Source organism: Chitinophaga sp. Ak27 (assembly GCF_012726295.1).
Classification (GTDB): domain Bacteria; phylum Bacteroidota; class Bacteroidia; order Chitinophagales; family Chitinophagaceae; genus Chitinophaga.
The window spans coordinates 338,003-362,331 of sequence record NZ_JABAOB010000005.1; the positions used below are offsets into that span (position 1 = coordinate 338,003).

The window sequence follows — 24,329 nt, forward strand, 5'->3', positions numbered from 1 at the left end:
ATTATTTTTCTGATGCAAATGTATCATTTAACTAATTATGATAATAACGCTTCCTGGAATAATTTTGTGTCAGTAAAAGAAAACAACATGGAACAAGCACTTACATTAAATAAAAAACATAATACCCGGGTAGTGGGAAAAAGGATTCCACCGGCACTTTGGGCATTGACTATCAGTGCGTTCGCTATTGGCACCACAGAATTTGTAGCCGTTGGCATCCTTCCCACGATAGCAGAAAGTTTGCATATTACCGTTTCCTCATCCGGGTTATTGGTAAGCATATACGCCCTGGGGGTAGCCATAGGAGGCCCCATCTTAACTGCTTTCACCAGCCATTTACCACGGAAGCCGCTGCTAATGTCTATGATGGGATTGTTCATATTGGGTCATATTGCTGCTGCGGTGGCTCCAAATTTTGGCTTGTTGTTAACCGCCCGGTTCATCTCTGGTTTCGCCCACGCCGTATTCTTTGGTGTAGGCGCTACCATTGCAGCCACACTGGTAACGCCCGACAAGAAGGCTACTGCCATCGCTATTATGTTTGCGGGGCTTACCGTTGCCATCATTGCGGGCGTACCCCTGGGAACTTTTATTGGTCAACATTTTGGTTGGAGAGCTACCTTCATTGGAGTGGCTATCCTCGGAGGCATTGGTTTTATGGCTACCTTCCTGTTATTACCCGGCGATTTAAAGAAAGGCGTTCCCTTACACATTGCCGATCAGCTGAGAGTATTAAAGAATAAACATATTGTAATGGTGCTTGGCATCACCACCCTGGGCTATGGAGGCACCTTCGTGGTATTTACTTACCTGGCCACTTTATTGGAAAAAATAAGCGGTTTCACCGCCTCCTCCGTTAGCTTACTGTTATTACTTTATGGCGTAGCCATCGCGCTGGGAAATATGATTGGAGGAAAGATCAGCAACTTTAATCCTGCTAAGATTCTCATCAAACTCTTTATTTATGAGGCAATCGTTTTATTCCTGTTTACCTTCTCCTCACACCAGCATGTTACCGCAATACTTACCCTGTTGCTGATGGGCGGGCTCTCCTTCGCTGCGGTGCCTGGTTTGCAGCTGTATGTAGTGCAAATGGCAGAAAAATACCTGCCGGGCACAGAGGATATTTCTTCTGCCCTGAATATTTCCGCTTTTAACCTGGGAGTGGCCATCGGTGCTTCTGTAGGCGGAAAAGTAGTAGATACTCCTTCCCTGGGATTAAATGCTACTCCCTGGATCGGAGCTATTATAGTGCTGGCGGGTGCCGGACTGACTGTATTGAGCTACCGGCAAAATAAAACCCATGCTGTTGGGTGATACATTTAAGTTGACAACAAAGAAAAAGCCGCCTCAATGAGACGGCTTTGGTAATTGTAGGATATGGAAGCAATAACGCTTCGGTAGGGGTCTATATTATTGTCCGGTATCGGTATCATATGTATTCTTTACCGCTACTTGTCTTTTTAATACTTTGAATTCGGTTCTACGGTTCATTTGCCGTCCTTCCGGATTATCCTTATGATTAGGTAATGAGTTGGGTGCTATTGGTCTTGATTTACCATAACCTTTAGCAATCAGCCTATCCGCGGCAATTCCCCTGCTAATGAGATAATCTACGCAGGATTGAGCCCGGGCCTGTGATAATTTCTCGTTGTATTTCACAGAACCAACGCTGTCTGTGTGAGCACTCATTTCGATAGTCAGCTTAGGATTATCATTCAACATATCTACCACGGTATCCAGTACTGTTTTCGATTCTGGCCGCAGGGTAGCTTTGTTAAAATCGTAGTAGATATTATTTAAGATAATGGGCTTCTCTATTTCATAGTGTTTAAGGCAGAGCGTCGGATTCTCCATAGAATCTACCTGCTGTAGTGATGCTGTATTAAAGTAGATGTTCTTTGTAAAATAGTTTTCCTTCTCTGCTACTATCTTATAGTAGCGTTGCGGATCTACTTCAAATGTATATCTGCCGGTTGCATCGAGGGTAACCTGGCGAATAGTTTTTCTTCTTACTGTATCCAGCAAACTTACGGTAGCGCCATCTAACGGCTGTTGCGTATCGCAATCTATGATCAGGCCACTTACCATCTTTTTAATCCGCCTGATGCTGAATACTTCGAGGCAGCAGATAGATTCTCTGTCGGAACTGATGAAACCCGCTGCAAAGGGGTGGGTATTATCTAATGCCGTGTAGTAAATATCATCCTTGGGAGAATTTAAGGGTTTGCCCATGTTAACGGGTACAGACCAGGTACCGAAATCTCCTTCACTTTGGAAGAAGTCTAATCCGCCCAGTCCAACACGGCCGTCGGTACTGAATACGAGCAGATTCTTTTCTGCATCATAAAAAGGCGCCTGTTCTTCATCTTTAGTGTTGATGGTAGTTCCCATATTACGAGCTCCTCCCGGTACACCGTTCGTCATAATGCAATACCACAAATCATTTTTACCCATACCTCCCGGCCTGTTGGATGCGAACAGAAGGTATTTACCATCGGCAGTAATATAGGGTTGCATGGAATTATAACCAGGCGCATTTACATTATCCCCCAGTATTTTAGGTTCTGTCCATTCACCATTATGAAGTGTGCTGATATAGATAGCAGCGTGTTTTACACCATCCTTCACCGACCACCTCGTAAGATACAAAGTGTTGCCATCAGGCGTGATAGCCGATACACCCTGGTCATATCCTTTAGTAACAGGTATATTTACTTTCTTGCTTTTATCATACGTATTATCGGCGCCAATAGCAGTGTAAAGATCATTTACATAGGGTGTTCCTTTCTTTGTTTGTTTTTTCGCAGCAGCCTGGTTATTGGTTGCCGGAGTTGGTAAGGGAGGATTGTCGGGGCGGGAAGATGTAAACATCAAGGTGCCTGCGTTCAATATTACAGGAGCATAGTTAGCTCCTCCTTCATTTACATTACCAGCAGTCTTTTCGATAGTATACCTGGGTTCCTTATTCGCTTCAGAGAGGGCGAACTGGCAGCAGGCTATTTCCAGCGGGGTTCTTACAGATAGTTCATCTGCTGCAGTGTAGCTTTGTTTGAATTTAGTGAACTCGTCGAGGGCCTGTTGATATTTACCGTTGTAGCGCAGACAAACAGCGTACCAGTAGCGTGCCTGCGGAAAAGCAGGGTTATTAAACCCTACGAGTTGGGAGTACCAGGTTTCCGCGTTACCATAGTCGTAGAAGAGGCGGTATGATTCCGCCAGGCGGGCAACCACCTGCTGATAATCTTTTAGTTTACCACTTGGAGCGGTGCCTCCAACGGTATAGGGCAGAACCTGTTCTGGTTTAATCTTAAAGGTACCCAATGCCTTATTGTAGTATTGGGCAGCAGAATAATAATCCCTTGAGTTATAAAAAACATCCGCCGTATGTTTGTAATCATACACATACTGCGCTTGTATGGAGTTTATTATTCCTAAAAAAATCACCAGCAAACAGAGTGTAATTTTTTTCATGAGGGTTCCATTTCTATTTTTCTGTATAAGTTTTTCCTCCATTCTTCCTCCGGTTTCAGACAGTTTTATAATCTTGGGCAGATAAAGTATTCTTCATTCAGCATTCTTCTTTTGCGGCTGATAAAGGACAGGGATATTTCAAAACTCTGGCTGCCATTTACCAGGCGGCGCATATTGGAGGTGTTGGCATCGTAGCTCAAGCCCAATACAAAGTTTTTGAAGTGAAAACCGGCAAAAGGAATAACCGCATCGTTAAACCGATAGTTACCGCCTACAAGGAAGTCAAACTCCGGATTTACCAACAGGCTGGCATATACGCCGGCAACGGTTTCTTCAGCGTTACCTTGTCTCATATACAAGCCGGTAGGCGTAAAGCTTAACCGTTCATTCAGTTTTATTTTAGTTCCACCGTGTACAAGGTAGCGAACGGGTAATCTTCTATCTGTTCCGTCTGATGCAAAAAAGTCCTTTGGCTGTGTGAGGTGAGCGGCGGCAAATCCTACAAATGGATTGAGCATGTGGTTGGGATTTCCGTCGAAGTATACCGCGCCTGCTCCTGCATCGAACTGGCTGGAGTTGGTTTTATTTACATTTTCTCCGTTAAAAATACTGGGATCAAAACCCGTAACCGGTTGATACTGGCTACCGGTCTGGAACTTAGCAGGATCTAATCTTCTATTGATTAAACCGGCATTTATACCAAATACTATTTGACTGGTTTTGGTGCGGCCAAATTTCACTCCACTATAGGAAACGCTGGCCATGGCATTGAAATAATTGTATCCGGCATCACCGGCAGACATGTTCATTACATTGAGTCCCACGCCGACATTCTTATCCGTAGCTGCGTCGATTGAAACACCGGCCGTGGAGAACGGTTTTCCATAGTTTGCCCACTGATTACGATAATTGCCGCTAATACGGTAATCTCCGTCAATCACTCCCGTCAGGGCTGGGTTTAACCACAGCGGGTAGGCATAGTATTGTGAAAAATGTGGATCTACCTGGGCTACCGCCAGGCGGGGCAACAAACTGCTCCATAAAATTATTGCAACTATAAACATCCTTTTCATAGGAACACTTTTTAGTTTTTCTGAATAAACCGGGATGCTATACCGCATCCCGGCTTTATAATGATTTGGACTTATGCTCATGAATCCGGGTTAGCGCATAAGTGTTACGTTACCTTTCTTGATGATCACAGTACCATCCTGCATAGTAGCTTTCACGATGTATACGTAAACGCCTACCGGTTGTTTCACACCACTCATCGTACCATCCCATCCCTGACGCTGATCTTTAGATGTGAATACTAACTGACCCCATTGGTTATAAACCCTGAATTCAAGTTGTGCGATCGATGTTGAGTACACATACATGATATCATTCACGCCATCGCCATTCGGACTGAAGAGGTTTGGTATGAATATGTTATTGCCTTGAGGATTCGTTGTTTTACCGGTAACCGCTGTAGACAATGCACTGGTTTCACAATCTGAAGCCCCGATTGCTCTTACCTGTATAGTAGCGCTCTGATTTGGCTGCAGGCCGGCAACAGTATGTGTAGTACCGTTTGGTCCTGAACTTGGTGGCAGGAATGTTACACCACCATCGAGCGATACTTCATAGCGTTGAGCACCGGTGATTGGTGACCAGCGGAATGTGATAGTAGTAGCTGTTGTATTATCTACCGTTACCACTGGAGCGGGCAGCGGCTGTGCAATGTTTACATTAACCGTTGTTCTCTGACCGGCACTGATACAACCGCCGGTGGTAACCGCTTCTACATAATAGGTAGTATTGGTAGTCAGGGCAGGTGTTACAAACGTTGCACCCGTGTATATTGGTGTGCCGCCTGTTGCCACTGTGTACCAGCGGAAGTCGACGCCTGTAGTAGTGGATGCCGCGGTCAGCATAGCTGTTTTACCCGGACAAACACCGTTGTCGTTACCAGTTACTGTTGGTGCACCTGGGGCAGGTGTAGCCTGTACGCTCACCGCTGTACGTGTCGGGCTTGCGCAGCCGTTACTGTTTTGAGCTTCCAGATAGTACATCTGGTTTGCAGTTACAGCTGGAGTAACATACGAAGCTCCTGTAGCTACCGCGGTACCGCCAGTTGGTACGGTGTACCATTTATAGGTCAGCGTTGCATCCGGGTTGAGTGCATTCAGTGTAACGGTTTGTCCTGGGCAAGCCTGCAGGGTAGCATTCGCTACAGCCGGAGCCGTTGGAGATGGATTTACGGTTACACTTACCGATGTTCTGCTGGCGCTGATACAGCCACCACTGGTAGAAGCTTCCACGAAGTAAGTCGTATTTGCTACCGGTGTGATGGTGAAGTCGCCACCTGTAAATACTGCTGCACCTCCCTTGGCCACGCTGTACCATTTATAAATAACACCAGGTTGTTTAGATTTCACGGACAGCACGCCGGTTTGACCGCTACATACAGTGATCGGATCTGCGAGTGGCGCATCTATTGTGCTTACCACTGTTGCTGTTAATCCTTTACGTACGCTGCCGCAACCTGCACTGTTTAGGGCTTCCAGGTAGATGGTGGTGGTTTGAGCCAGTGGCGCCGTAGTGTATGCATTACCGGTTGCCAGGAGGTTTCCACCTGATGGTGCATCGTACCAGCGGTAAGTGAACGTAGCGTCTGGGTTAGTTACCGCGAAGGTAGCTGTGCCGCCAATGCAGGTTACTACGTTGTCTTGCGCCACGGTCGGAATAGCCGGAGCCGGATCTACCGATACGTTTACCGCGGTCCTGGTAGAGCTGGAGCAACCGCCTCCGAGGTTAGCCTGTACATAATAAGTAGTATTCTGTGTTACTACCGGTACACTATAAACGGCGCCTGTAAAGAGCAGGTTACCTGCTGTTGGCGCATCGTACCATTGGTAAGTAATGCCTGGCTGTATTGTTTTCACTGCCACGGTTACGCCTGTACCAGCACATGTTTTGAGCGATGTAGCTACTACATCCGGTGCCGCTGGAGCTACTACCACTGTTACAGTGGCTTTCACTCTTGCAGATGGGCTACCACATTGGCCGCTAGTACCAGTTGCTTCCACCCAGAAGTCGGTAGTAGTATTCAAAGGATCTGTAGTAAATACTGGTCCTGTAAATATAGCTGTACCGCCCACAGCCTGTGTATACCATTTGTACGCGATATTATTGGTGGCTGAAGTTACACGGAGTGTAGCTGCAGTACCCTGACAGGTAGTAATGGCTGTTGCTTCCAGTGTCGGTGTTGGCGCCTGGCCTACACCTATAGATATCTTGGTCCTTGCAGTACTGCTACAGTTACCATTGCTGGCTTCTGCATAGAAATCAGTGTTGCTGCTTAATGGCCCAGTCTGATAGCTGGTACCTGTAAACAACAGGTTACCTGCTGTTGGTGCATCATACCAGCGATAAGTAGCACCCGCTGCCGGTGTTTGAATGCTCAGCGTCACATTTCCTCCCTGACATACGAAGAGAGAAGAAGCGTTTACAACCGGCGCTGCTGGTATACTATTTACCGTAATGGTAGCACTGGTCCTGGATGCGCTTGGGCAACCGCCATTTACCAGGGCTTGTACATAATAAGTGACGGTGGTATCCAGAGATGTGATGTTGAATACTGCTCCTTCAAATACCATAGTACCGCCTGTTGCTTTATCGAACCATTGGTAAGTAGTACCTGCCGCAGGATTTTGTACCGACAGGGAAGCTCCCTGGCCTTGACAACCCTGTACTGCATTATTCACCAATACCGGGGCTGCAGGAACTGGTACCACATTCACGCTCACGCTTGCACGGGCAGATGGTTTACCACAATTCGAGGTATCACCAACAGCTTCTACATAGAACTTAGTATTAGCATTGATTGCATTTGTGGTATAAATCGGCCCGGTGAATATTGCGGTACCACCTGTAGCGGTTGTGTACCACTTGTAAGTGATATTGTTAGTAGAAGATGTTACTTTCAGCACTGCTGTTCCACCCTGACATACTGTTACATTAGTAGCGTCCAGGATCGGAGTTGGCGCTACGCCTACACCTATGGATACTTTAGTCCTGGTTGCGCTGGTACATCCACCGGCTGATGCCTCTGCATAGAAGTCGGCTGATGCGGTAAGACCGGTTGCCTGGTATACTGGTCCGGTGAACAACAAGGTTCCACCTTGTGCTGCATTGTACCAGCGATAAGTAAGTGTATTATCTGCATTTTGTACAGTTAATGTTGCGGTATCACCCACACAGATGCTGATAGCAGAAGCAGAGATGATCGGAACCGGTACATCACGTACAGTTACCATTACTGCCTTCGCGTCGGCGGCTGTGTTAGCGCACTTGTTATCACCAGATACCGTTACGTAATATGTGGTGGTGGTGCTTATCGCTTGGGTAGTATAAGATGTTCCTGTGAACAGTAATGTTGTCAGGTTAGCATCGCTATACCATTTGAATGTTGGATTAGTGATGGTAGTGCTGGTAGCTGTCAGTTTCACGGCGCTATTTGCACAGATAGTAGTATCAGCCACTGTAATATCAGCTGCTGTGGCAGTGGTATTTACAGTTACTTTCACCGCTTTAAGTGCGCCTGCTGCATTTTCACATTTACCGGCGTTGCTTACACTTACATAGTAGGTGTAGGTACCAGCAGTTAATCCTGAGATAGTTAATACGCCGGTTGCGCTAACACCTTGTGTGATAGGACCGGTCTTATCCGGATTAGCATACCATTTAAATACAGGATTCTGTACAGTAGCACTGGTTGGCGTTAATACAGCCGTACCACCGGCACAGATCACCTGGTCAGCAACCTGTATATCCGCTGCGGTAGACGCACTGTCTACTGTGAGGGTAATCTTCGTACGTCCGCTGTCATTCATACAGTTGCCTGTATTCACTCCTTCCACGTAGAAGTTATATGTACCTGCCAGCAGATTAGCCGGTGTGGTGTAAGTATTACTGTTCGACATCAGTAAAGCACCTCCAGTTGCCGCATCATACCAGTTGAATTGCACGCCGGTTACCGCCTTCACGCTGAGTGTTACCGGTGTATTCAGACAGGTGGATACGTTATCATTAACCGCTATCGGTTTAGATGGTATTCCCTGTACGGTTACCACTGCAGGTGCAGACGCTGCACCGGTACAACCGTTCCTGTTGGCTCTTACAAAGTAGCTGTATCTGCCGGTATCGAGTGTAGTTGGTGTTACAAAGGCCACGCTGTCGAGCAGATGGTTGCCCAGGCTGTTATACCAGCTATACACTACACCAGATGCAGGATTTACTACGTTAAGCGTAGCTTGTTTTCCTTTACAGATTACAGCGTTGGTCACCTGTACAGTTGGTTGTACCATGGCGCGCTGTGCGTAGTTGAGGTCTACTTCTGTAAGAGCACCTAATACACCTGATTTCAGTGTTACCTGTACTCCATCAAACGGTTGAGTTGGTACGAAGGACAGTATTGCACCTCTGTTACCACTGAGCAGGTTGATGTTGAGTATTGGGTTAGATACCAGTACCACATCACCAGGTGTGTTACCGTTATAAGAAGTCAGCTGAATACTGCCCAGAACGGCTGCAGACAGTATCTGGCTTGGATTAGACAACATCACTTTTACAGTATCACCCGGCGTAGACAAGCCGTTGAAGGATACTCTCTGGTACACTGAAGCGTTGAGTGCTCCGAGGTTTATTACCAGGGACGATGCTGTGTTTACATTATTATCTATTGCGAGTTGCGGGTTGTATACATTACCGGAGATCAACAGACCTGACCCACCGATAATCTGTGTAGTAGCGCCTTCGCAAGGTACTGGTCCATTTGGTGTTGAAACAGTAATTACGTTAGCACCCACTCTTGCAGACTTACAAGAGCCTCCTCCAGGCAGTGCTGCTTCCACCCAATAAGTAACAGTACCTATTGCTGTAGATGCAGGAGCGGCGAACGTGCTGCCCTTGAAGAGTGTATCTGTACTTGTTGGTGTAGCGAACCAGTAGAACTCAGCATTTGCAGTAGCAGCTTTAGCTACAAACACAGCTTGCTGACCTACTACTACGGTATCATTCACCGGAGCTACAGTTGGTGACGCCAGCGCCGTAGCGGTGTTCACATTTACCGCTGTTCTGGTCGCTGAAACAGTATTACAGCTGTCGTTCTTCGCTTCCACATAGTAGGTAGCTGCAGCTGTAACATTCACCACTTTGTAGGTAAATCCGCTGTCTGTATTCAGCTTGGTTCCTCCGTTAGCTACGTTGTACCAGGCATAGGTGTAGCCTGTTACAGGATTGGCCACCGCGAGTACAGCATCAGATCCGGCACATACTGCTACGGTAGTAGCCTGTACCTGTGGTGCAGCCGGTGCAGGAGCTACGCTTACATCCACTTTTGTACGCCCTTTGCTTACACAACCATTTCTGGATGCTTCTACATAGAAGGTAGTGTCTTTGCTGAGTACACCGGAAGTGAAAGTAGTACCATCTTTACCAGTGAGGTAGTTACCCTGGCTGTTATACCAGCGGTAGGTAACACCTGCTGCAGGGTTGCTTACGCTGATGGTAGCGGTGCTGCCTGCGCAAACTGCTATCGAGCTTGCCTGAACGGTTGGTGCTACCAGGGCACGTTGTGCGTAGTTGAAATCTATTGTAGTTAATGCACCCAATACACCTGATTTCAGTTTCACTTCCACTGCATCAAATGCCTTCGTTGGTACAAATTCGGCTATTGCTTGTTTCTGGTTACTCAATAAGGTGAGTTTAACCAGTGTACTATTAATATTTACAGAATCTCCAGGAGTGGTACCGTTATAAGTAGTTAACTGTACTCCACCCAGTAAGCTGGCAGAAAGTATCTGGCTTGGGTTGGAGAGCAATACTCTAACAGTATCACCAATGGAAGATACGCCATTGAATTTCGCTCTCTGCCATACCTGTGCATTCAGAGCGCCCAGGTTAATTACCAGTGAGGACGCGGTGCTGGCGTCGTTATCTACTGCCAGGGCCGGGTTGTAAACGTTACCCAGGACGAGTAATCCGCTGCCACCAATTGTTTGACTGGTAGCACCTTCACAAGGTACTTGTGTAAATGGTGGTGGAGCAATGGATATCACCTGTACCGGTACACGGATAGATTTACATGTAGCACCGCTGGCTAGGGATGCTTCTACCCAATAGGTTACCGTACCCAGTGTATTGCTAACTGGTGGTGTAAATACCGGTCCCGTAAACAGGCTGTCAGTACCTGTTTGACTACCATACCATTTATAAATGGCGTTGGCAGTATTAGAGGTAGCATTCAACGCTGTTTGCGTACCAATTACAACAGAGTCCGGATTCGGTGTTACTGTTGGTGCACTCAGGGAAGAAGACAGCACAATACTGATCGCTTGTCTTGGTGAAGCTGCACCACAACTGCTCACTGCTTCCACATAGAAGGTAGTGTCACGGTTAACGGCTGCCACCTTGAATACGAAGCCGCTGTCAGCATTCAGTTTAGTGCCGCCGGTTGGTACATTATACCAGTTGTAAGTATACTGATGATCTGGGTTTGTTACTTGCAGCAATGCATCCGAACCGGCGCAGATGTTAACCGTTGTGGGCGCACCCGGAACCGGAGGTGCCGGAGATACATTCACCGTAACTGGTATCCTGTCTGGATTCGGACAATTAGTAGATCCACCTACTACCGCCACATAGTAAGTCACTTTGCCGGCGGTCTTCAGCGTATCAGTAGTGTAAGTATTCTGTGTACTTAATACGGTGGTGCTGGTAGAATCAGCGTACCAGCGTACAGTGGTACCTGCTGCCGGTGTTACAGACAGCGTCGCTTTATTATTTATACATACGCTTGTATTCGTAGTATTAACAGTTGCTTTTGGATAGAAGATGCGGGCGCCATAAATATCCAGGGAATTCAGCAGATTAGCCACGCCGGTTAATCTTACTTCTACGCGGTCAAATGCACCTGAAGCTGCCAGTGTAGCGGCAAATTGTTGTCCATTGATTACGCGCAGGGTGAGTAAATCTGCCAGGGTATCCGCTTTTACCAGGGTAGTGCCGTTGTACAGGGAAACTACTGTACCTCCCAGAAGGCTTACATCGGCCAGGCCGGTAGAAGCACCGAAACGAACCTGTACACTATCGGTTGCTTTACCCGGATTCGGGAATATCAGCTGTTGGTAAACAGCGCCACCCAATAAGCCAACCGGCATAGACAACCGTGTGTAGTTGGTTTGTATACTGTCGATATCATTGGTAGGTCCGCTTACGCTACACAGTACACAACCCAGCGTAGTACCAGATACCTGGCTAGTTGGTACATTACAATCAGGAGATGGAATAACTGGTCCGGTTACTACCACGTGTACGGCTACTCTTGGAGACTCGCAAGCGCCGGTGATGCGGATCGCACCAAAGTAGGTATATGTTCCGGGATTATTGAAAGGTCCTACCTGGAAGCTGGTACCTGTTCCCAGTGGTGTAGTGGAAGTTGAATCGCTATACCATACGATTGTAGCACCAGCTGGAGGAGCAGCGGCAGTTAAGGTTGCTTTCACCCCGGTTTGTACTACCACATCGCCGGTTACCACGGGAGCAGCAGGAGCGGTTACTACCTGTACGGTAGCTGCTTTCAGCGCGCCGGCCGGGTTTTCGCACTGGTTGCTGCCAGATACGCTTACATAATATTTATAGTTTCCTGCAGTTAGGCCAGTAATGGTGAGTACGCCAGCGGTATCCACAGCATACTTCACAGCTCCTTCTGTCAGGCCATTTGTAATAGCTGTGGTCTTATTGGCGTCTTTATACCATTTGAATACTGGTGCAGTTACCCCTGTTGCTGTTGGCCCCAGTACTACAGGATTGTTGGTACAAGCCACGGTAGTATCTGCCAGGTTAATATTAGCTGCATTGCTCAGTGGGTTCACCACCACTGTCACAGGAATACGATCAGGATTTGCACAACCATTTGCACCTACTGTTTGAACATAGTAAGTAAAGGTGCCTGCTGTTTTCAGGCTGTCGGTAGTGTACGATGCCTGAGTGCTCAGGATCGCAGTTGTGGTAGAATCTGCGTACCAGCGAACAGTTGTTCCTGTTGCCGGAGTTGCAGTTAATACCGCTGGTTGGCCTGCACAAACAGTAACTCCTCCGGCTGTAACAGTCGGATTTGGCGCTACTGCCCGTACGCCGTAAATATCAAGTGAGTTAAGGAGATTAGCCACTCCTGTCAGTTTAACTTCTACGCGGTCATAAGCAGCACCTGTTGGTACTGTAGCCGTGTAACGGGTACCACTCAGTAATCTTAAGGTGGCCAGCTGTGACAGTGTTGTAGTGCTCACTACTGTAGTACCGTTATATACGGTTACCACAGCACCACCCAGTAAACTTACGTCTGCCAGTCCGCCTGGTGAAGACAGATCCAGTCTGATACTGTCTGAGGCAGCACCGGCAGCCGGGAAGATCAATTGTTGGTATACGGAGCCACCCAACAAACCAACCGGAATATTCAGGCGGGTAAAGTTGGTAGCTGACGAATCAATATCATAAGTTGGGTTTGTTACGCTACACAGTACGCAACCCAGTGTAGTACCGGTTACCTGACTGGTAGGCACATTACAGGTGACTGGTATAACCGGACCTGTTACAGTAATAACGATGGCCAGGCGGTTGGACATACAACCTCCCGGCAAGCTATCGCCTGCATAATAAGTATAAACACCTGGTGTAGTAAACGGAGGTAATGTGATACTATTACCGGTACCTATGGCTGCCTTGGTAGTATCGCTGTACCAGGCTATTGTAGTACCCGGAGCAGGAGAAGCGACCAGGGTTAATGGCAAACCTGTGCTGATAGCATAAGTCTGCACCAGGGTTGGCGGAGCTGGCGCATTGGCCACTGTGATCGTTGCAGCTTTCAGGTTGCCTGCAGCATTTTCACAACGATTAGTACCGGATACGCTTACATAGTAGGTATGATTACCTGGAGTCAGGCCGGTAACGCGCAAATTTCCTGCTGCGTCGATCGTGAAGGTAGCGCTACCTATTACAGTGCCGTTAGTAATCGGGCTGGTTTTATTGGCATTTGCATACCATTTAAATACAGGAGCAGTTACGCCGGCAGCTGTTGGCGTCAAGAGCGCAGTGCTGTTGCCACAAACGGTAGTTGTATCAGCTACTGTGATATCGACAGGAGAGCCCGGTGCGTTAACAGTTACTACAACGGGTATACGTTCTGGGTTAGCGCAACCATTACCATCTACTACCTGTACATAATATTTGAAGGTACCAGCTGTTTTCAGGGTATCTGTTGTATAGCTGGCCTGGTTACTCAGTGAGGTAGTAGTGGTTGAATCAGCATACCATCTTACGGATGTTCCGGCGGCAGGAGTTGCGGTGAGTACGGCGGTTGAACCGGCACATACCGTTACGCTATCTGCGCTGATTGTTGGATTAGCGCCTATAGCACGAGCACCGTAAATATCCAGTGAGTTCAGCAGGTTAGCTACACCAGTGAGTCTTACCTCTACACGGTCGTAAGCTCCACCAGTCGGTACTGTAGCGATATAGCGGGTACCGCTCAACAATCTTAAGGTGGCCAGCTGAGACAGCGTCTTGGTGCTTACCACAGTAGTACCATTATATACAGTTACCACTGCACCACCCAGTAAACTTACGTCTGCCAGACCTCCGGGTGAGGACAGATCCAAACGGATACTATCGGTAGATGCGCCGGCAGCAGGGAAAATCATCTGTTGATATACAGAACCTCCCAGTAATCCTACCGGTATATTCAGGCGGGTAAAATTAGTTGGATCGTTATCAATATCATTTGTTGGATTAGATACACTACACAGTACACAACCCAGGGTAGTACCTGTTACCTGGCTGGTTGGTACATTACAGCTGGTTGGAGTTACGGGACCAGTTACAGTAATAACGATGGCCAGGCGGTTGGATACACAACCTCCGCTTACGCTGTCGCCAGCGAAATAAGTATATACGCCAGGTGTGGTAAACGGTGGCAGTGTGATAGAATTACCACTGCCAATAGATGCTTTGGTAGTATCGCTGTACCAAACTACGGTGCTGCCTGGAGCAGGAGAAGCTACCAATGTTAATGGCAAGCCGGTGCTTACAGTATAAGTTTGTACCAGGGTAGGCGGAGCTGGTGAGCTGGTTACTTTTATCGTAGCAGCTTTCAGATTTCCGGCAGCGTTTTCACAACGGTTGGTGCCGGATACACTTACGTAATAGGTGTAATCGCCAGGAGTAAGACCAGTAACACTCAGGTTACCGGCTGTATCAACGGCGAAAGTAGCACTGCCTATTACAGTACCATTTATAATTGGAGAAGTTTTATTGGCGTTTGCATACCATTTAAATTCCGGATTAGTTACGCCCGCAGCGGTTGGAGCCAGACGTGCAGTTCCACCACCGCAAACGCCGGTGGTATCTGCCAGTGTAACGTCTGCTGCTGTCCCTAACGGATTTACAGTCACTACAACGGGTATACGTTCCGGGTTAGCGCAACCATTACCATCTACTACCTGTACATAATAGGTATAAGTACCTGCTGTGGTAAAGGCGGTAGGAGTAGTATAAGTACTTTGGTTGCTCAGGGAGGTAACGGCGGTAGAATCAGCGTACCATCTTACAGAAGTTCCGGCAGCGGGTGTGGCGGTCAGTGTAGCGGTAGAACCTACGCAAGTAGTTACGCCACCGGCAGCAATAGCTGGGTTAGCACCTACTGCTCTCACACCGTATATCTGTACATTATTAAGCAGGTTGACTATGCCGGTAAGTAATATCTGTACGCGGTCGTAAGCGGCGGTAGCAGGTACTGTTACTACAATACGGTTATTGTTCAACAGTTGTACGTTTGCCAGTTGTGAAACGGTATCTCTTCTGATAACGGTTGTTCCATTGGCAACAGTTAATACAATACCGCCCAACAGGTTTACATTAGCTATTTGTGCACTGGTACCCAGATCAAACCGGATGCTATCCGTTGCAGCCCCTGCGGTTGGGAAGATCAGCTGTTGATAAACAGAACCTCCGAGCAGGCCTACCGGTATGCTAAGTTGGGTGAAGTTGGCCGGATCTGTATCGATATCGTTTGTTGGATTACTAACGCTACACAGTACGCAACCGAGAGTAGTACCACTATTTTGAGAAGTAGGTACATTACAGCCGCCGGTGGTTACCGGGCCGGTTACAGTGATGAGTACCGGTACGCGGTAAGATTCGCAACCACCGGTTAATCTTACACCTGCAAAATAGGTATAGTTACCGGGGGTGTTGAAAGGTCCTACCTGGAAGCTGGTACCAGATCCGATTGGAGCGAGGGTAGTATCGCTGTACCATTCGATAGTGGCGCCGGCTACCGGTGATGCCGTAAGCGTTACGGTTTGGCCGGTGGCTACGGAGAAGAATGGTGCTACTGTGGGCGGAGCCGGAGCAGCACCTACCGTTACCGAAGCTTGTTTAAGTGTATTAGCGGCATTTTCGCAGTGATTACTGTCGGAAACACTAACGTAATAATTATAGGAACCTGCGGCCAGGCCAGTGATAGATAATTTACCGGTGGTGTCAATACTATATTTAACGTTGCCTTCAACCAGGCCGTTGGTGATTGCTGTAGTTCTGGCGGCATCTTTATACCACTTAAATACAGGCTTATTGTTAACTGTTGTTGAAGTTGGCGTAATCTGTACAGTATCATTGGTACAGGATTGTGTAGTTGCGGGAACGGTGATATCTGCAGCTGTTGCATAATTATTCACCATCACAGTGATGAGTGACTGAGCTGATGCTGTAGAGCAGTTCAGCCTGGTGGACGAAACGTAATAGCGGAAACTTCCAGCCACATTTACCGGGGGGCTGTAGCTGGTGGCGTTGCTGGCCACTACTGTTGTTTGGGTAGAGTCGAACCAGGTATAAGTAAGTCCGGGATCAGGATTACTTACACTTAAAGTAATAGGAGTATTCAGACAGGTGGTTCGAATCGGACCTGTGGTGCCGGTAGCCGGTCCGGGTGCATAACGTTGTATTTCATGTACCCTTATAGTAGAAAGGGCTCCGACAACGCCGGAGCCAATAAGTACTTCCACATGATCGAATGGCGCGGAGGCTTGAAACGACAATGATTGAAGGGTGGTAGACCCTGCCAACAGGCCCAATTTCAGGACATTGCTGGAGGCAGTAATATTGTCAACAATGGTAGATCCATTATAAGTAATGATCTGCACAGAGCCCAGTATCTGCGGGGAAAGCAGTGAAGCGGGGCTGGACATATAAATGCGGACGGAGTCGCCGGCTTTTGAAAGCCCGGGGAATACCGCGGTTACTTCAGCACTGCTTCCAAGGGCGCCCACTACGCTGCTTAGTTCTGCATAGTTGGAATTTGATATAATACCATCACCTGCCTGGGCGGGATTGGTAACTGTTCCAAGGCTACCTACGGCACCTGCTACACCATATAATACATCGATGGGTGCATCGCAGGCGATGGTGCTGGTAGCGGGTTTATTATAATAAGCTGCGTATACATCAATGCTTCCGGCAACACCTGCCAGTCCTCCATCCACCGTTACTCTTACTCGATCGTAGGTACCTGGAGGGGGAGAGAGGAATACCTCCCCCTGGTTACCACTGGCCAAAAGCTGCAACACAGTTTGGCTGGCAAAAGCGGTATCACCCACGGGAGTACTACCATTGAAGGCCTGTACATAAACGCCTCCTAATAGATTTAATGATACCAGATTACCCAGGGTGCCTGAGGCGCCTATCTTCACAATAGCAGGTGTATTGTTGGTAATAGGAGCCGGGAAAACGAGATCCTGAGAAACTTTGGCGCCCAAAAGCGCTACAGTGGTAGTAATAGTAGCTTTTGTGCTGAGGGAATTATCCACCGCATTTGCTCCATTAGTCACACCGCAGAGCAAACAGACACCAGTTGCTGTACCACCTGGATTAGGCGTACTGTTGGCATATACCCGGGTAGTATATGTTTGCGCCCAGCTTTGCTGGGCACTTATACCTAATATACATAGCAGGGTTAATAAGAGGCTTTTCCAGGCCAACGAACCAATGCGGCTACAGGCATAAGCGCTGCGGTTTGCAACAGTATGCCGTTCCTTGGGGAAAGGAAGGCGAAAAAGGGCTGTAAAAGGGCTATTAGGAGTAGCTTTTGAATGCATAGCATCAAATATTTGGACAATAATTTTTCAGTTTCATTGCATTACAACAAAACTCTATAGGCGGCAGTCTGGTTAGGAAATACTACGGGAAGGATACTGGTTGATAAAAATTTTAGTATACCTCCTTGCGGGATTTGTTAAGGTATTGTTACAAAAACGCTACGAATGTATACTGAAGGGGTGGTATACCGAAGGCTCTTTTTGTTCATTCCGGCGATTTGGTTCAGTTTGTTCAAGATCAAAAAATCTTATTCATTTTGTTCATTTGAACTAAACCGATTTTATGCTTCATAACGCTAAATGGTGCTTGGAGCATGGGAAATCAAGTTTTCTCAAAAAAAATTCGAATTATTTAATTATTTCGCAGAATAAAAAAATATTATATATAGGAAGGGCTGATAGCATGATTATACCGGGGCAACCATATTAACATATGATATTCATATATTAATCATAGCATATAAATATTTTATTACAAAAATCAATATATATAATTCACACTAATATTTGCTGTTCATTTTGTTCATTCGAGTTTTCCAAAATCTAAACGCAAATAGCATACGTACTTAAACATGTACCGACAATTCGAAAATCCATTTTATTGTCCCCTATGATTGATCTATCCTATGACTTCATCATTACCCTGCAGAATGAAGTATTACGCAGGTTCGGTGTTGAAGTCATGCTACCAGGAGATTGCAAACATCTCTCTCAGTCCATATTGGATGACACTACGAAACTGGTGAGCGAAACTACGCTCAAAAGGGTATTCGGATTTGCTGTTGCTCAACACAGCTTCTCCAGATATACGCTGAACACGCTTTCGCAATATTGTCAGTATAAAGACTGGGAAGATTTTCAGCAACATCACTATAGAAAATTAAATACTACTTCAAAGTCCTCCGGCACATCCGGCTCGGCTGCGGCATTGGACAGTGGCAAATGGTCTGACCTTAAAAATAAGGCAGATGCGGTTTCCCATTACACCATGCTCACCCTTAAGAACCGCTCTGGAATTGCATTTCCTTATACTGTGCACAGACCCTTCTGCAACGCACATATAGAGAAATTCCTGGAAAGCGACTATGCTGCCACCGCATTGATTGCGCCTTCCGGTTGGGGAAAATCACTCGCACTCGTACACCTGGCAGAACATTGCTGGTTCGGAAAAGAAGCCCGCTATAAACAGGACGTTTGCTGGTTTATCCACGCACACGCAGCTGGAAGCCTCCTCCTGAAGGGATTTTCACTATCTACCTGGCTCGACAACCAGATGAACCTCGGTAATGGCGAAAACTTCCGCGAATACTTCGCCAGCCACTTCGATAAAAAAGGTGGACGCCTTATATTAATAATAGACGGTTTTGATGAAATTGCCGTAGCTGGTGAAAAACTCCGCCTGCTATACTCCAAACTGGAAGATTTCGTTTATTCCAATGATTTATATCCCTGGGTAAAAGTGATCCTCTCCATTCGCAGCAGCACCTGGGCAGAAATATTTCAGCACTCGCAGCAATACCCCGCTTTCCGCCGCTATTGGTACCTCGGCGCCGAAATGGATGAGGAAACCAATATTAATATGCCGCAATTGTCTGAACAGGAGGTGAAGTCTATCCTTTATAACCACCAATTCGACCCGGCTACTGTGCGGCTCTTTTCTGAAAGCTTCCTGCAAAAACTGCGGTACCCCTATTACCTGCAGCTGTTCTGCCAGCTGAATAGCGGTCCCGATCAGACGTTTGTAGATGAACACCTCAGTTTATTTGAAATTGTTTCCCGGTTTATTCAAAATCGTGTATTCAATTCTCAAAGCAATTCGTTCAAAATAAAAATCATTGAAAAATTACTGACGCTGCTGGATCTTGGCAGAACGGGCATCTATACAGACAAAAACCTGTTGCTGGCCCAGAATGCCGATCTGTTTCCTGCCTACAAAGAATTGCTGGCTGATAATATATTGGTAGAAGAGAACCTAAGCCAGGAGATCATGTTCAATGTAAAAGTGCGCTTTGCCCATACCATGTTGCTGGAATATTTCGTAGCCATGCATTACCTGAAAGAAAATGGCCAGGAAATTAATGAACAGCTGCTCATGGCTATACTGGGCCACTTACCACAGTCGCCCTATCGTATCGGCGTATTCAGATGGCTGCTCCGGTATGCTATCAACCATGCCCAGATAGACGGCATCATCAAAATGCTGCATTTACCATTATCCAACATAGAAAAATCCCATCTGCTCGAATACCTCGTACTTCACTACCAGCACGATGGCAATAACCAAGGTGAACTCAAATCCATCTTCCCGGCAGGCTTCTTCAAGAAGAATCCGATAGGTCCGTTTATTAATGATGAATTTATTCATTTCAGGAAACGTAAAGTCCTTACCGCCTTATTGGGATTGGCAGAAGCCCGGGAGGATAAACTCAAGATCAGGAGTAAACTGTTTACCATGGCATTGCTCCAGCTCGACGCAGAACAATGTGAAATTGAACTGAATAATATTAAAAAAATATATGCCCCCGATGAATTTGAAGATGAGCTGTGGGTAACTCCCTATGAAATCCAGCTGTTCATTTACGAATTCCTCAAGTTTGGCATCATAAACGAAGATATTAGAGAAAAAATCTACAATTATTTCCGTTACTGGACAGGCGGTGGTAAAAAACCGATCACAGAACCACAGGAGGTGGTGTTCCGGAACATGGGCATCGTATTTACCTTGCTGAATGACCATGAGCACCTCCTGAGCTTTACCACCCGGATATTTGAAACCTATCCCTCCCTGCAACACCGAAAAACAGATTCACTGCGTTTGACGCTGCTCTGCTGGCAGGCCCAGGCCTACCTGGGATTAGGAGACACTGCATCTGCGGCCCGGATTTGCCGCCATACCGACCAGGTGATTAAAAAATATTCATCCGATTATTTTGGCGGTAAATATATGGAGTCTGTTCAAAAACTGCTGTACGCCGGTATATACTTTCACGAACACGAATTCAACAAAGCTATCCGTACTGCAGAAATGGCGGTAGAGAATGCACAAAAGCTCGATTTTAAAGTGCTCGCCCTGATGAACTTTGGCCTGCTCAATAAAATCTATCAGCAACTGCAGATGGAGAAGCAAAAAAATGATACGGTGCAACAAATAGAACTCATCCGGAAAAGCACCTCTTTTAAACAGGCTGTTTCAAATTTTGCGAGGTGATTATGGCATAATTTTGCTTTATTGCGTAGCATAATGGCTATTGACGAAAGCAAATATACCAGTGCACAAAAAATAGGGTTCAACTTATTGAGTCTGTTGACCTTACTGTTACTGGCTCCTTACATAAACCGTTTCACACCACCACTGGTGGCCAATGGCTGGCATATAGACCTATTGGCAGCTGTGGTGGTGAGCTTTTTAATAGTATATCTCCTCCGCTGGATATTCCGCCCACTCATTCTTCCGGTTGTATTATTAATGACAGGAGTACTGTTGATCAACAAGTTTACTGACCGGTATACCTTTTCCAATGTTTTAAATGATTACAAAGGAATGGTGCAGGGCAATCTCCGTGCAAAGGACAGCAAACAACTGGACATACTCAGCCTTTATCCCAGGAGAGTAGAAAGCTACCGCGACAAAACCGTGAGAGGCATGCGGGAAAAAATTAACTCACAGGATTCCGTTGTCCGCAACTTCTCTGTAAAACATTCTCTGGATTATTACGACGAATATTTTTACAAATATGGAAAAATTACCCGATTCCTGTCGCTATTCCGGTATATCAACGGCCATTTTAAGTATGTACTCGATTCCCGAAGAGATGAATATTTTGCCACTCCGCAGGAAACCATACAAAATGGTCTTGGGGGCGATTGTGATGATCATTCTATCTTAATGATGTCCTGCCTGCAGTCGATAGGCGCCCGCTGCCGTATTGTACTGGTGAAAGGTCATGCCTACCCGGAATTGTATTGTGGCGATAAAAATGATTTTGAAATCACTAAACAGGCTATCATCACGCTTTTCCCGAAGCCAGCCGTAAAGGAAATCTACTACCATGAGCTGAAAGGGGAGTATTGGATCAACCTCGACTATACTGCCCGACACCCTGGCGGTCCTTATATGAACGATAAAGTTTATGCACTGATTGAACTCTGATCGTTAAATTTGCGGCATGAGCCAATTTAACCACCTCCGGAAATACCATAGTTTCTTTCGCTTTAAAAAAGATTTTGAGCAATACGGTCTTAAAAGTGTGAAAAGCTACCAACTGGTGCTCTATTGGCTTCATGCCCGGATGAACCGCAGCCAGTTCCTCTTGTTGTCGGGTATATTAGTAGGCTGCACAGCCGGTTTGGCTGGGGTTATCTTAAAAAGCCTGGTCCATTACATTCATTATATTATTACCGATAAAGTGCATTTCAGCACGCAGGTAATCTTTTATGTGGTATTTCCCTTCCTGGGGATTGTACTGACCACGCTCATGGTCATCTGGTTTTTTAAAGGCGAGTCCAGGAAAGGGATTCCGGCTATTTTACACGAGATAGCCCAAAATTCCAGTTTTATTCCGCCAGTCAAAATGTACTCGCAGATTGTACAGAGCGCGATTACGGTGGGGCTGGGGGGATCTGCAGGGTTAGAAAGCCCGATAGCCGTTACCGGCGCTGCCCTCGGCTCCAATTATGCCCGTACTTACCACCTGGGCTATAAAGAACGTACGTTGTTGCTGGCCGCCGGCGCTACCGCCGGGATTGCTGCTGCCTTTAACGCGCCCATTGCGGGGATGATGTTTGCTTTTGAAATTCTGCTCACGGGGGTGGTTTTCTCAGACTTCATGCCGCTGGTTGTAGCGGCCGTATGCGGTAGTTTGTTATCTAAAATTATTTTACAAGAGGAAGCCCTGTTTCATTTTGAGTCACGGGTAGCTTTTAACTACCATAATGTACCTTTTTACCTGGCGCTGGGGTTATTGAGCGGTTTTTACGCCCGTTACTATGTGGTGATTTCACAGAAGATAGAACACTTTTTCCATAGGTTGAAGTGGACGGCACTTCAAAGGGCCATCCTGGGAGGAGTAGTGATATCGGCGCTCTGCGTAGCAATGCCGCCGCTGTTTGGCGAGGGCTATACCAGCGTGAAATCCCTGGCTTCCGGCAATGGAGAAACCATTCTGCAAAATAGTTTTTTCCGTTACCTTCCTATCCAAAGCTGGATGATTGTAGTGTTTACAGGGAGCGTTTGTTTATTGAAAGCACTGGCCGCCTCTGTAACCATCCAAAGCGGCGGGAATGGCGGTAATTTTGCGCCCTCCTTATTCGCGGGTGGCTTCCTGGGCTTTTTCTTCGCGATGGTTTGCCAGCAAATGGGGATCACCGATATTCCAGTCACTAACCTGGTGATTGTAGGCATGGGGGGGGTAATGGCCGGCGTGATGTATGCCCCGCTAACTGCCATCTTCCTGATAGCTGAATCCAGCTCTGGGTATGATCTTTTTATTCCATTGATGATTGTTTCCACCATTTCTTACCTGATGGCTAAATGGTTTTCGCCACTTTCCCCGGAGTTGAAACAACTGGCGAAAGAAGGCAAAATATTTACCCGGGCCCACGACAACAATATTTTGCTGCTACTGAAAATGGATGACCTGATTGAAAAAGATGTACAGCAAATCAATATTGGCGCTACTTTACGGGAATTAATTGAATTGATAAAAGAAGGAAACCGGAACATTATTGCGGTAGTAAATGATCAAAACCGGTTTGAAGGTATTATTACCCTCGACGATATACGCCCCATCATGTTTAACCCGGAGTTATATGATAAGGTGATGGTGAAAAAACTGATGAAGGCTCCCCCGGCGGAAGTATACCTGAAAGATAACATCAACCTGGTGATCAAGAAATTTGACGAGGTGCAAGCCTGGAATCTGCCGGTAGTACAGGATAAACAGCTGGTTGGTTTTATCTCCAAATCCAGTATCCTCAATAAATACCGGTCGCTGTTACAGGAATATTCCGAAGGATAGCCATATTTGTTGGCTATTTTTATAATTATAATGAGAAAAAATGGCCAGAGTACTGATCAATTTTGCACATCCTGCCCTGGAGAAGTCGAGGGTGCATGCCCAGCTGCTGCGTGCCATTAAAACCATACCGGGCATTACTATCAACGATCTGTACGAGCAATATCCCGATCTTGATATTAATGTAGCGCGGGAGCAGACCTTACTGGAGCAACACGATATTATATTCATGCAGCATCCCTTTTACTGGTATAGTGCGCCGGCCATTGTAAAGCAGTGGATAGACCTGGTGCTGGAACATGGGTGGGCATATGGCCATACCGGGAAAGCCTTGCAGGGAAAGTACTTCAGTAATATTATCAGTGCCGGCGGATCAGAGAATGCCTATCAGCCTGACGGACATCATGGCCATACGATACATGACTTCCTGTTGCCGTTTATACAAACGGCGAAACTCTGTAATATGCACTACGCCGCACCTTATATAATTTATGGCGTACACAGAGAAGATATTTCCGATATAAAAGAGGAAACGCAAAAACTGGTACAAGTGCTGGAACGCTTACGGCGTCCGGAGTTTGACCTGAGTGCCATCACAGGGTTCAGCAACTTGTCGCAATTACTTCAACTTCCCGCTCAAACCCAATAA

Annotated in this window: 8 protein-coding genes; 5 read left to right on the top strand and 3 right to left on the bottom strand. The window is 46.7% G+C overall.

Annotated features, from left to right (window positions below; all coding sequences use genetic code 11):
- Positions 1-87: 87 nt before the first annotated feature.
- A complete protein-coding gene (locus HGH90_RS18795; RefSeq protein ID WP_169191699.1) occupies positions 88-1,317 on the top strand; it encodes an MFS transporter in 1,230 nt (409 codons plus the stop codon).
- A gap of 96 nt (positions 1,318-1,413) precedes the next feature.
- Here HGH90_RS18795 and HGH90_RS18800 read toward each other — a convergent pair whose 3' ends face one another.
- From HGH90_RS18800 to HGH90_RS18810, 3 genes are all read right to left on the bottom strand, one after another.
- On the bottom strand, positions 1,414-3,474 hold the full coding sequence (locus tag HGH90_RS18800) for an OmpA family protein (protein WP_168764802.1): 2,061 nt from the start codon (positions 3,472-3,474) through the stop codon (positions 1,414-1,416).
- Positions 3,475-3,539: 65 nt separating this feature from the next.
- A complete protein-coding gene (locus HGH90_RS18805) occupies positions 3,540-4,547 on the bottom strand; it encodes a PorP/SprF family type IX secretion system membrane protein (protein ID WP_168764803.1) in 1,008 nt (335 codons plus the stop codon).
- A gap of 90 nt (positions 4,548-4,637) precedes the next feature.
- A complete protein-coding gene (locus tag HGH90_RS18810) occupies positions 4,638-17,666 on the bottom strand; it encodes a gliding motility-associated C-terminal domain-containing protein (protein WP_169191700.1) in 13,029 nt (4,342 codons plus the stop codon).
- Positions 17,667-18,276: 610 nt separating this feature from the next.
- On the opposite strand from HGH90_RS18810, the gene HGH90_RS18815 reads away from it, so the two are divergent.
- Genes HGH90_RS18815 through HGH90_RS18830 form a run of 4 tightly spaced genes read left to right on the top strand, consistent with a single transcriptional unit; the run spans position 18,277 to position 24,329 of the window.
- Complete coding sequence (locus tag HGH90_RS18815) at positions 18,277-20,874, top strand: hypothetical protein (protein WP_168764805.1); 2,598 nt, start codon at positions 18,277-18,279, stop codon at positions 20,872-20,874.
- Between the two features lie 33 nt (positions 20,875-20,907).
- On the top strand, positions 20,908-21,816 hold the full coding sequence (locus HGH90_RS18820) for a transglutaminase domain-containing protein (protein WP_168764806.1): 909 nt from the start codon (positions 20,908-20,910) through the stop codon (positions 21,814-21,816).
- Between the two features lie 16 nt (positions 21,817-21,832).
- Positions 21,833-23,683 (top strand): chloride channel protein, encoded by a 1,851-nt coding sequence (locus HGH90_RS18825; protein WP_168764807.1) that lies wholly within the window; start codon positions 21,833-21,835, stop codon positions 23,681-23,683.
- 40 nt (positions 23,684-23,723) lie between these two features.
- Positions 23,724-24,329, top strand: coding sequence for an NAD(P)H-dependent oxidoreductase (locus HGH90_RS18830; protein WP_168764808.1), 606 nt, complete (start codon positions 23,724-23,726; stop codon positions 24,327-24,329).